This window comes from Nocardia iowensis, assembly GCF_019222765.1.
GTDB classification, from domain to species: domain Bacteria; phylum Actinomycetota; class Actinomycetes; order Mycobacteriales; family Mycobacteriaceae; genus Nocardia; species Nocardia iowensis.
This window is the reverse complement of record NZ_CP078145.1, coordinates 8,659,574-8,670,684: the sequence shown is the minus strand read 5'-3', so window position 1 is coordinate 8,670,684 and position 11,111 is coordinate 8,659,574. Positions and strand designations below refer to the sequence as shown.

General features: G+C 68.5%; 10 protein-coding genes. 5 read left to right on the top strand and 5 right to left on the bottom strand.

What is annotated here, in order from left to right; genetic code table 11:
- Positions 1 to 162 precede the first annotated feature (162 nt).
- The gene (locus tag KV110_RS40035; RefSeq protein WP_218472286.1) at positions 163 to 366 is read left to right on the top strand and encodes a hypothetical protein; all 204 of its coding nucleotides are present in this window, start codon (positions 163 to 165) and stop codon (positions 364 to 366) included.
- Here the strand turns inward: KV110_RS40035 and KV110_RS40030 are convergent, their stop codons facing one another.
- Complete coding sequence (locus KV110_RS40030; protein WP_218472285.1) at positions 367 to 1,809, bottom strand: aldehyde dehydrogenase; 1,443 nt, start codon at positions 1,807 to 1,809, stop codon at positions 367 to 369. It abuts the gene before it with no gap.
- A 210-nt stretch (positions 1,810 to 2,019) separates the two neighbouring features.
- On the opposite strand from KV110_RS40030, the gene KV110_RS40025 reads away from it, so the two are divergent.
- Positions 2,020 to 2,322: a hypothetical protein gene (locus KV110_RS40025; RefSeq protein WP_218472284.1), complete on the top strand. Its 303-nt coding sequence runs from the start codon at positions 2,020 to 2,022 to the stop codon at positions 2,320 to 2,322.
- Positions 2,323 to 2,324: 2 nt separating this feature from the next.
- Here the strand turns inward: KV110_RS40025 and KV110_RS40020 are convergent, their stop codons facing one another.
- A complete protein-coding gene (locus tag KV110_RS40020) occupies positions 2,325 to 3,113 on the bottom strand; it encodes a class I SAM-dependent methyltransferase (RefSeq protein ID WP_218472283.1) in 789 nt (262 codons plus the stop codon).
- 252 nt (positions 3,114 to 3,365) lie between these two features.
- Here KV110_RS40020 and KV110_RS40015 point away from each other — a divergent pair, with 252 nt between their 5' ends.
- Positions 3,366 to 4,538, top strand: coding sequence for a glycosyltransferase family 4 protein (locus KV110_RS40015; RefSeq protein ID WP_218472282.1), 1,173 nt, complete (start codon positions 3,366 to 3,368; stop codon positions 4,536 to 4,538).
- Between the two features lie 113 nt (positions 4,539 to 4,651).
- Here the strand turns inward: KV110_RS40015 and KV110_RS40010 are convergent, their stop codons facing one another.
- Positions 4,652 to 6,538: an MmpA family trehalose lipid delivery protein gene (locus KV110_RS40010; protein ID WP_218472281.1), complete on the bottom strand. Its 1,887-nt coding sequence runs from the start codon at positions 6,536 to 6,538 to the stop codon at positions 4,652 to 4,654.
- A 204-nt stretch (positions 6,539 to 6,742) separates the two neighbouring features.
- On the opposite strand from KV110_RS40010, the gene KV110_RS40005 reads away from it, so the two are divergent.
- On the top strand, positions 6,743 to 7,981 hold the full coding sequence (locus KV110_RS40005) for a polysaccharide biosynthesis protein (protein ID WP_218472280.1): 1,239 nt from the start codon (positions 6,743 to 6,745) through the stop codon (positions 7,979 to 7,981).
- 69 nt (positions 7,982 to 8,050) lie between these two features.
- On the opposite strand, the gene pgfA is transcribed toward KV110_RS40005, so the two are convergent.
- Positions 8,051 to 9,202 (bottom strand): cell envelope lipid trafficking protein PgfA, encoded by a 1,152-nt coding sequence (pgfA, locus tag KV110_RS40000; protein WP_218472279.1) that lies wholly within the window; start codon positions 9,200 to 9,202, stop codon positions 8,051 to 8,053.
- Positions 9,203 to 9,404: 202 nt separating this feature from the next.
- Here pgfA and KV110_RS39995 point away from each other — a divergent pair, with 202 nt between their 5' ends.
- Positions 9,405 to 10,613, top strand: a complete 1,209-nt coding sequence (locus KV110_RS39995) for an acyltransferase family protein (protein WP_218472278.1) — start codon at positions 9,405 to 9,407, stop codon at positions 10,611 to 10,613.
- Positions 10,614 to 10,629: 16 nt separating this feature from the next.
- Here KV110_RS39995 and KV110_RS39990 read toward each other — a convergent pair whose 3' ends face one another.
- Positions 10,630 to 11,067, bottom strand: coding sequence for a DinB family protein (locus KV110_RS39990; RefSeq protein WP_246634848.1), 438 nt, complete (start codon positions 11,065 to 11,067; stop codon positions 10,630 to 10,632).
- Between the last annotated feature and the right edge of the window lie 44 nt (positions 11,068 to 11,111).

The window sequence follows — 11,111 nt, the reverse complement described above, 5'->3', positions numbered from 1 at the left end:
TTTGCGCACAAGTGGCCTATGCTTGCCGTGTTCTTGGTCTCATGACCTGCCAGTCCGATTGCTAACTGTTAACTGATCGACTGAACTACTTCCCTATCGACATCGGGTTTCCGCGATGCTCGCGGCGAACGATGGGATCGACGCGCGAGAGGTGGTTGGAGCATGACCGATCTGGAGACCGGGGCGTCCATCGCGCCCCTGGTTGCTGGTTTCGAACTGGCAACCGCTAGCACGCCGCTGCGCCGCGCTGCCGGGCGTTTGCAGGCCGTCCTGCCCCCGGGCTGGCGCGTCGAGATCGTCGACGCGCCGAGCCTCACGGGTCGCGACAATGAGCCCGTCCTGCGGGTGGTTATGCCGACCGACTGATCAGCCCGCCCAGCCCATGGGCATCAGCACCGACTTCTGCTCGCAGAACGAGTCGAGGCCCTCCGGGCCGTTCTCCCGGCCGAGTCCGGAGCTCTTGTAGCCGCCGAACGGCGCGCTGGGGTCGAACGCGTACCAGTTGATCGCGGATGTCCCGGTCCGCACCCGCGCGGCGATCTCGGCACCGTGCTCGACATCCGCGGTCCAGACCGATCCGGCCAAGCCGTAGACCGAGTCGTTGGCGATGGCCACGGCTTCGTCCTCGGTCTCGTAGGGGATCACCGACAGCACGGGGCCGAAAATCTCCTCCTGGGCGATGGTCGACTTGTTGTCCACGTCGGCGAAGATCGTCGGCTCGACGAACCAGCCACGATCCAGGCCCGCCGGGCGACCGCCGCCGAGCGCGAGGCGCGCGCCCTCCGCCTTGCCCTTGGCGATGTAGCCCTCGACCCGCGCACGCTGGCGCTCCGAAATCAGCGGGCCCAGTTGCACGGTCGGATCATCGGGAACGCCGACCTTCATCGTCTTCACGTGTTCGACCAGCGCGTCGAGGATTTCGTCATACCTGCCGCGCGGCGCGAGGATTCGGGTCTGCGCGACGCAACCCTGACCGCTGTTCATCAGGCCGGAGAACGCGAGCACCGGGATGCCGGCGAGGTCCATGTCCGGCAGCAGGATGGCCGCGGACTTACCGCCGAGCTCGAGCGAGACACTCTTGAGCTGTCCGGTGGCGATCGCGCCGATCTTCTTGCCCACCGCGGTACTGCCGGTGAAGGTGACCTTGTCGACGCCGGGGTGCGAAATCAGGTACTCGGCGACCTCGGCCTCGGCGGGCAGTACCGAGAGCACGCCCTCCGGCAGGCCCGCCTCGGTGAAGATATCGGCCACCATGTTGGCCGTGATCGGCGTCAGCGGTGCGGGTTTGAGCACCACCGTGCAGCCAGCCAGCAACGCAGGCGCGAGCTTGTTGGCCGCGAGGAAGAGCGGGACGTTCCATGCGGTGACCGCGGCGACGACGCCGCGCGGCTCCCGGCTGACGCGTGCGGTGCCGAACAGACCGGTGCGAGTTTCGTTCCAGGGGAACGACTTCGCGAGTCCGGCGTAGGCGTCGAGCGCGGCGACCGCCGGAATCTGGTTGAGCGTCATCGCGATCATCTGCGGTGCGCCCATCTCCGCGGTGAGCGCGGCGAGCAGGGCGGCCGAGCGCTCCTCGATCAGCCGTGCGGCGCGGGTGAGCACCTGGGCTCGCTCCTCCGGCGGGGTCGACGGCCACGAACCGTGATCGAAGGCGTGCCGCGCCGCGGCGACCGCGGCGTCGACATCGGCCCGATCCACCGCGGGGACGCTGCCCACCGGCTCGACCGTGACCGGCGAGATGACCTGGACGCGCTCGGCGGTGGCTGGCGCGGTCCAGCGGCCGCCGATGAACAAGCTGTCGTAATGCATGAGAACACGTTACAGTTTTGCCCCTCGGTTGTCTGTAACCTGTTCCAGTTCGGTATTCCGGTAGTCCCGCTGAGCAGGACGAATCCCAACCTGTCGGTTCGCTTTTCATCGAACGCACTATTGCGTTCTGTTGCTGGACGGAGGATGCTAGTAGCTACTGATCAGCTCGCTCGATTTCTGAACCGATACCACCATTGGGGAGAACGAGTCATGGCGGTGCAAGTGGTCGGCCGATCGCTGATGACCAGCGACCAGACCGAACATCAAGCGAAGAGCGTTGGCGCAGGCGGCTGGGTCGTCTCCTTCCTGCCCGGCCGGACGCTGACCATCGAGCAAGCGACCGCAGCCATGCAGGCAGCCGAGGCCGTCGCCGTCGTCGGCGCGTTAGCCGACCAAGTCGGGCTGACCACGCTGGAGACCGTCGGGCTCGCCATTCAGGAATCGCCGTGGAGCCAGCCGCTGCACGAGCCGTGCGGGCGGCGCTCCTGGCGGCGCGGCTGGCTGGAGCACTAGCGCTACTTCTTGGCCGCCACCACGACGAGATTGCTCACCAATAACTCCCTTACCACCGGGATGCGGACCAACCACCACGCCCAGCGCGGGTGATAGCGCGGGAAGATCGTCCGCACGTCCGCGGAAGTACCCGCTGCCCAACGCAATCCGTCCGCCGCACGCACCGCGAACAGCGACTCGCCGAACCGGTTCTTCGGTTCCCGGCCGTGCTTCCGGCGATACCGGCGCGCGGCATATTCGCCACCGAGGTAATGCCACGGTCCGGTTTCGTGTCCGCCGAACGGGCCGAACCAGACCGTGTACGACAACACGATCAGTCCACCCGGCCGCGTCACCCGCACCATCTCGTCCGCCATCAGCCACGGCTTCGACACATGCTCGGCGACATTCGAGGAAAAACAGATATCCACCGCGTCGTCGCGGAACGGCAACGCCATCCCCGAGCCGCGCACCGCACCCGCCACCGACAGCCCGGCCGCGTGCATCTCCGACGGATCCGGCTCCACCGGGATATACCGGGCACCCGTCTTGACGAACTCGTCGGCGAAGTAGCCCGGACCGCCCCCGACATCCAGAATCGTCGCGCCCGTCAAAGCCCGGCCCGTGAGATCGGCGTAGAAATCGCCGATCATCGCCGCACTGTCCTCGGCCAGACCGCCATAGAACACCGCGGGATCGGACTGCTCGAACCGGAAACTACCGAGCAACCGCAGTGATCGGCGCAGTGTCGCCCGGCGCGCGAACCGGGGCGCGCGCCGTCGCACACCATCGGAGGGCGTTTCTTTGAGCACGGCGCCGAGTCTCGCATAACCCCGCAGGCCCGCTGTGCACCACTCTCGACGGCGGGCGCGACGGTGGATCCCGGTCCACCCGCAGTTGCCGGTGATATGCGCCAGGGTGCTCCGGTGTTCGGCGATGTCCGTTCGGCGCATCGCCGACCACGCGCGATCTGGACAACGGACCGCGTCACACCGCGTCGGTTAGGGTGTAGCGCGATATCCGATGTTCCCGACCGGGACACCCTGACCGAGAGAAGCTCGACCGTGCGCGAAGTCCTCCTGCTGTGCTGGCGTGACACCGGGCACCCGCAGGGCGGCGGCAGCGAACGGTACCTCGAACAGGTCGGCGCGCAGCTCGCCGCCCGCGGGGTCAAAGTCACCCTGCGCACCGCCCGCTACCCGGGAGCACCGAAGCGCGAGCACATCGACGGCATCGACATCAGCCGGGCGGGCGGCCGCTTCTCCGTCTACCCGCGGGCACTGGCCGCGATGGCGCTCGGCAGGCTCGGCCTCGGGCCGTTGCGCGGCGTACGGCCCGACGCGGTCATCGACACCCAGAACGGCATCCCGTTCTTCGCCACGGCCGCGACCAAGGCGCCGTCGGTCGTGCTGGTGCATCACGGGCACCGGGAACAGTGGCCGGTCGCGGGCCGGCTGGTCGGCCGGATCGGCTGGTGGATCGAGTCGCGGCTGTCGCCGCGGGTGCATCGGCGCAACCAGTACCTGACCGTCTCGCTGCCCTCGGCCGAAGAGCTCGGCACCCTCGGCGTCGAGCAGTCCCGGATCGCGGTGGTGCGCAACGGCGCCGAGCCCGTTCCCGCGGACGCCCCGACCGGCGCCACCGCGACCCGCACCGCGAACCCGCGCATCGTGGTGCTGTCCCGTCTGGTGCCGCACAAGCAGATCGAGGACGCGCTCGCCGTCGTCGCCCGACTGCGCACCCGCGTCCCCGGCCTGCACCTGGACGTCATCGGGGACGGCTGGTGGGCCGACAACCTGAAGGCCGACGCCCGCGACCTCGCCATCGCCGACGCCGTCACCTTCCACGGCCACGTCGACGAACGCCGCAAACACGAACTGCTCGCCCGCGCCTGGGTGCACGTGCTGCCCTCGCGCAAGGAAGGCTGGGGCCTCGCGGTGATCGAGGCCGCCCAGCACGGCGTGCCCACCATCGGCTACCGCAGCTCGCGCGGCCTCACCGACTCCATCGTCGACGGCGTCACCGGACTGCTCGTCGACGACGTAGCCCAATTGGCCGACGCGGTAGGCGAACTCCTCGACGACCGCGCCGCCCGCACCGTCATGGGGGAGAAGGCGCGCTCCCGGGCCCGCGAATTCTCCTGGGAGCAAACCGGGAACGGCGTGTACGAAGTCCTCGCCGCGGCGGCCCGAGGCGAACACACCTCCGGCTTGATCGCGCTCCGCCCCGACCACTGACCCCGACGTCGATCGCCCACCAAGGGTTGTCCCATGATCATCGGAACATCACTGAGGCCGCACTCGCGAAATGGCTCAGCCATGTCCCGTCGATCATGCGGCGTGCTCGGTGGTCAGCGTTTGCGGGGTAGTCGGCGTGCTGCGGCGAGGAGTGGGCCGCCGATGAGCAGTGCTGCCCAGAGGGCGTGGGCGGCAATGACGAGGCTCCGGCGTATCGGCGGGTCATCGCGCTGTTCGATGGCGCCGGGTACCCGGTATAGCGCGAGGTCGGCGTCGTCGTACACCGGATCGAGTTGTGCGAGCGTAGTTTTCGACTCGCCGAGCGGTCCGGGTGTGCGGCGCTCGACCAGCACCCAGCCGACGCCGTGACCTGCCAGCTCCTGAGCCGAACCGCCTTGCAGCAGTAAGGTTTCCACCGCGCGGGCGCGGGCGCCTTCGCCGGACACGGTGCGGCCACGGACCGGGAGCTCGCCGGTCTGCAGCACGTCGCGCGGCAACATGCGCGGCGCGGGATCCAGTACCGGCGCCGTTCCGCTGTACCGGAACTTCCGGAACATCCCGCCCGGCAGTACCGCCACGTCGCCTGGACCGGTCATCCGCCCGGCGAGCTGCTGCCATCCGGCCGGATAGTGCACCGGCCGGAGCGCACCGCCGACACCCCAGGCGAGGTCGAACAAGGGCAGCACCAGCAGAGCGATGAACGCTGTTGCGACCCAACGCGTCATCGTTGGGTGCTGGATCGTCTGCGGGACAGTGGTCTCGGTTAATGCGCCACGAGTGGTGACATGACCCGCCCTCGGCGAGGCAAGCCCGTCCGGTGCGGGGGACTTCGACGGGGTTGAGTCGGGCTGCCGACCGGATCCAGTCGCGGCGAATCGCTCGACAACGCCGCCGCAGGCCGCCGCGGCGCACAGCGCGTAGGCGGGGACGGCCAGGGCGACATACTTTTGAGTGTCCCGCAGCAGTCCCGCACCGGGCACGTGGGCGACGAGCCACTCCATGATGTGCATGCCCCACGGCGTCGCGCCGAGTGTGGGGAACAGGATGGCGAGTCCAGCGAGCACCAGGAGCGCCCGGCGGACATATCGGTCGTTGGCGTCGGCGGCGCCGGTGTAGACCGCTCGCAAGCCCGTCGCTACGACGGCGAGCAGCGCGACGGTGCCGATCAACGCGAGAAGTGTTGTGCGCGAGTCGGGTAATGCCTCGCCGTTCCAGATGCCACCGAGCCCGGCCAGGCTGGTCAGTGTGCCGAGGCTGGGTTCCGCGCGCGCGGCGAACGCGGCAATGCCCGCCGGATCCGATGGTTCGCTGCCCGCACCCGACAGCGCGGTCGCCGTCAACCATGGCGCGGACGCGACGACGAGTAGCGCCGCGGCTCCGGCCAGCCGTCGTCGCCCCACCAGCACGAGCGCGGTGATGCCCGCGAGCAGTGCACCGGTCGGTGTGAGCCCTGCTGCGGCAAGGCATCCCGCCAAACTCGCCCACGCACCCGCGGTCTCTCGCCGTCCGGCAGCGCGGACCGAGGCGGTGCGAATTCGATACGCGGCCAGGACAACCCAGGGCAGCGCGGCATATCCGGTGAGCAAACTCCAGTGGCCCTGCAACAAGCGTTCGGCCACATAGGGATTCCACAGGGCAACCGTGGTGGCGACGAACTGCGCACTGACCGGCGCCCCCAGTAACTCGCGCGCCAGCACGGCCGCACCGTAACCCGCGGCCCACAGCGCGACGAGCAGGATCACTTTGACGATCAATCCGCCGTCGACGATCGGCGACAACACCGCGAGCAGCGCATCCTGTGGCACCGCACGAGGCGCGGCATCCCCGAGCCCGAGCGCCGAATCCGTCAGATACGAGCGCGGCGTACTCACCGCATCCCGCAGCAACAAATACCCCGACCCGAGCAGCGGCCCCATGATGAGCAAGGCCAGCACCGCGCTGTACCCCGCCGGGCCGAACCGCGCCCACCGCTCGCGTCGCCAACGGCCGCTCTCGCTCACGCTTGTGCACCCTACGTTCCGCGCGGCCCCCGGCTCTACCCGCACGCCGTCGCAGCCCCGTTGTCTGCGCCCCGTCGTGGCCAGCCGCGACCCACAGAGCTTCCACACGGTTCACAGGGGGATATGGCCTGTGCACCGTGCCGAAGCCCTGTGATCTGGGGCCGCGGCGGGGTGGGACGGCGCTGGTGGCGGCGGGGTGGGACGATGACACACGTGTCTGCGGTCCGTCGGTTTCCTGTGGTGGCGGATCTGACGTTGGTGACGGCGGGGGCGATGACCGCCAACGTGGCGGGATATCTGCTGCAATTGCTGGCCGGGCGGTGGCTGGGGGTGTCCGGGTACAGCGAGTTCGCCAGCCTGCTCGCGGTTCAGCTGTTGTGTGCGGTGCCCGCGCTGGCGTTGCAGAACGTGGTGGCCAGGGAGTTGGTCCGGGGCGCGAGTGCTGCTGCCCTGCGTGGCTTGCAGTGGCGGTGCGCGGTGATTGTCGCGGTGGTCGTTGCGGCGCTGGTGCCGGTGGTTACCAGTGCGTTGAACGTCGGTGTTGCCGCCTGCGCGGCGGCGCTCGGTGCCGCGCCCGCATTGGTGTTGCTGTCCGGCGAACAGGGAGTACTTCAGGGCGGCAGGCGGTTTCGGGCATTGGGTGTGGTGCTCGGCGCGGCGGGCATTGCCCGGGTCGCGCCTGCGCTCGTCGTGCTCGCCTCCGGTGGCGGCGCGGCGCTGGCCCTGTGCGCCGCGGCGTTGGGTATCGCGGTCGCCGCGGTATTCGGCCGGTTCGTCGCCGGGTCGCCGCCATCACGGGCACGTACCGGCGCCACCGACGAGGACGAGGTCGTCCAGGCCATCGGCGTACTGCCGGTGCTGCGGGCCGCCCAGGTGCAAGCGGCGTTGATGGCGTTGTCCTCCACGGACCTGATCGTGGTCCGGATGGTCCTCGACGACGCGGACGCCAGCCGCTACGCACTCGGCACCATTGCCGCGAAAATCGCGTTCTGGTTGCCCCAGGCGGTCGGCGTCGTGCTGTATCCGCGGATGGCCCAACCGACCCACTCCGCGCGTGCGATCAGATCGGCGCTCGCGGTGCTGTCCGGCATCGGTCTCGTCGCCGTGCTCGGCGCCGCCCTCGCCGCACCGCTCGCTCCGCTGCTGGCGGGCCAGGACTACGCCCCCATTCAAGGACTGCTCTGGCTGTTCGCGCTGCACGGCGCGATCCTCGCGGTCCTGCAGGGCGCGATGCTTTCCGCCATCGCGGTGGACCGCACCGCCCTCGCCACGCTGACCTGGCTCGGCCTCGCCGTCGAAGTGACGCTGATGGTTTCGTTCGCCCGGTCTATCCCGGCGCTCATCACCACCGTCGCCGCGGTCGCCGCCGTGACCACGATCGTGGTCGCGGTAGTCGTCCTGCGTACTGCCGACCACGACCGCGCGCTACCCTCGCCGCGCTGACGGTCGAGCCACGAGGAAAAGAATACGGCCCCCTGGTCATTGACCAGGGGGCCGAACTCCTCAGCTAGCTCAAGGCTTGGTGATATTGATCTGCTCGGTCGGCGGATCATTGTCCACCCGACGCGAACCACCAGCGGCCGGTGCCGTGCCACCGGGACGCTGGCTCAGCGGTCCACCGCTGCGCGCCGGTGCGGGCGTCGAGCCGCCACCACGCACACCGAGGAACACACCGACGATCAGCGCGATCACACCGAGCACGCCGAGCACGATCGGCATGATCCGCCCGTACAGCGACAGCTTGTCGATGTTCTCCTTGGCCACCGCGATCTGCGATTCGATGGTGTTCTCGTCGAACACGATGTGCGACTTCAGCGCGGTGACCTCCGGCTTGTCACCGGAACGCGCGTAGAACAGATGGAGCTGCTCGCCGCCCTTGATCACGGTGCCGGTCTCCGGCTCGACCCACACGTCGCGGGTGTTGGTGTACCAGCGCGACATGGTGATGTCTCCCTCGCCGGGCACACCCCACTTGGCGGCGGGGAAGGTCAGCTTGTTGGTCGGCGCGGGCACCACGTCGTTGAGATTGGTCGCCGGAATGGTCTGCTGGAAGTGGTAGACCTTCATGCTGTTGATCTCGGCTTCGCCGACGTAGTTGATGTCGAAGGTCTTGCGCGCGTTGAGATCGAAGTACGGATAGGTCTTCGCCTCGGTGCCGATCGGGAACCGGTACTGCAGACCGGTGTGCTGCACCGGGTCGGCCACCGGCTGCAACTCCTTGTTCACCGTGACCGCGATCGAACCGTTCGGGTTCTTGTCGACCGGCTCGCCGGTCTTGCGGTCGATGGTGACCCGGTCGATGGTCGCGGTGAGCAGGCCGGTGTCGCCCTGCTTGTCGATGCGGCGCAGCGTCTGACCCGCCTGCACCGTCATCTCGGTGGCGTCGGAGGGCTCCTCGACGGTGAGGAAGCGCTGCGAGACCAGCGGCACGTTCGAGTCGATCTTCGCGGCACCCTCCGGCGCGGTGAGCGACTTGGAGTCGAGCACCAAGCTTTCCTCGCCCGGCTGGTTGGTCGCGATGGTAGTGATCTCGAGATCGAGAGGAGTCTTCGCCAGTTTGCCGACGGTGTAGGTCGGGATCAGCAGCGCGGCGACAATCAGCAACGCGCCGAGACCCACGAGCAGGCAGGCCACCGTCCTTCTGGTTCCGGCACTCAGTGCCATGCAAACTCTCCTCGTCGTAGAACAGGGTCGTTCCGGCGAGTACGGCGGGCCTCCCGCGGCACTCGTGAGCCCCGACACTAACAGTCCGGTGACGTACCATGCGGCGCCGAGGCCGGAAAAGGCCGAGAAATCGCCCGAGTTTAGCGCGAAATGTGAAACACGGAGTTATCACCTGAGAATTGGCAAGGCAGACTGGAGTCCGATGACCGCAACATTGCCAACCTCCGCCGCTGCCGCCGCCCCGGCGACCGAATCGGCCTGCTCGCGCGGGTTTCTGCCCGCGCTCGAAGGCATGCGTGGAATGGCCGCTCTCGGTGTGTTGCTGACGCACGTCGCGTTCCAGACCGGAGCCGCTGGCACTCCGGTGCTCGGCCGAGTGTGGGGACGGTTCGACATGGCGGTCGCGGTGTTCTTCGCACTCTCCGGCTTTCTGCTGTGGCGCCCGCATGCCGCGGCGGCGCGCGGGGTGGGCAGCGCGCCGTCGCTCGGCTACTACCTGCGGCATCGCGCCGCCCGCATCCTGCCCGCGTATTGGGTGGTGGTGTGCGCGGTGCTGGTGCTGCTGCCGAGCGCGGCCGGGACGGCGTCGGTGCGGGTGTGGGTGTCGAATCTGGCGCTGCTGCAAGTGTTCGTGCCATTGACGCTGACCGACGGGCTGACCCAGATGTGGAGTCTGTCGGTCGAGGTGGCCTTCTATCTGGTGCTGCCGTTGCTGGCGTTCGCGGTGGTGCGGTTGCGCGGTGCTGCCGTGTGCTGGCGGGTGCCGGTGCTGCTCGGCCTCGCGGTCGTGTGCCTGGGTTGGAACTTCATTCCGGTACCGACGCCGGACGCGATTCATTCCGACAATTGGCTGCCCGGATATCTGCCGTGGTTCGCGATGGGAATGGTGCTGGCCGAACTGTCTTTTGGTAGCGAACAGCTATCGAACTGGCGGAGACTCTTGGGTAATCAGCTCCTGATGTGGAGCATCGCGCTGATCTTCTTCCTGGTCTCGGCAACCGATATCGGCGGGCCCGCCGGACTGACGCACGCCGAACCGTGGCAGTACGCGGCGAAGATGGGGCTCGGCGCGATCATCGGCTTCGCGCTGCTCGCCCCGCTGGTGCTCGGTGATACGTCCCGGCCGCATCGGTGGCTGGAATCCTCGGTGGCCGCGACCATCGGGCGCTGGTCCTACGGGATCTTCATCTGGCACCTCGCGGTGCTGTGGGTGGTGTTCCCGGTGTTCGGGATCCTGCCGTTCAGTGGGAGTTTCGGATACGTCCTGATCCTCACGATCGCGTTCACGCTGCCCATCGCGGCCGCCAGTTACGCCCTGATCGAGGAACCGGTGCGCCAGTGGACGCGCCGTCGCGACCGCGCGAAGCCGATGCGGGAATTCGACGAGGACAACCGGCTCGCGGCGCCGTGAGCCGAGCGATGGCGGGTCAGGTATCCAGCTGCCGATGCATGTCGAGCAGATGGTGCCGGAGCTCGTGCAGGGTGTGTAGCGCCAGCCAGCGCAGCGACTGTTCCTGCGGCTCGGGGTAGGGGAAGATCAGCGTCCGTTCCCAGTCGTCGCCGCTCAGTCGTTCGAGCACATTGGCGAACAGTTGTGCGGCATCCCGGATCTGGCGGCCGACGTCGGAGGGTCGCTGGTCCGCGTAGCCGTCGTGCTCGGCCCGCTCGTCGCGGCCCATCGGCGTGGCCTCCGGCGTCGTCATCCGCCGGGCGGCCAGCGCGCGTTCCCGTTGCAGGAGAAGGACATCCCGCATGTGGCAGGCGTACTCCAGGGGCGACCAGACCTCGGCTCGCGGTCGTCGCCGTAGCTTCGGGGAGTCGGTGAGGAGCAGGTCCGCGTATTCCACGGCATGCTCCCTGGCCAGCGGCGCCACGTCGGTCGCGCGGGTCAGGTCGTAGACGAAACCGC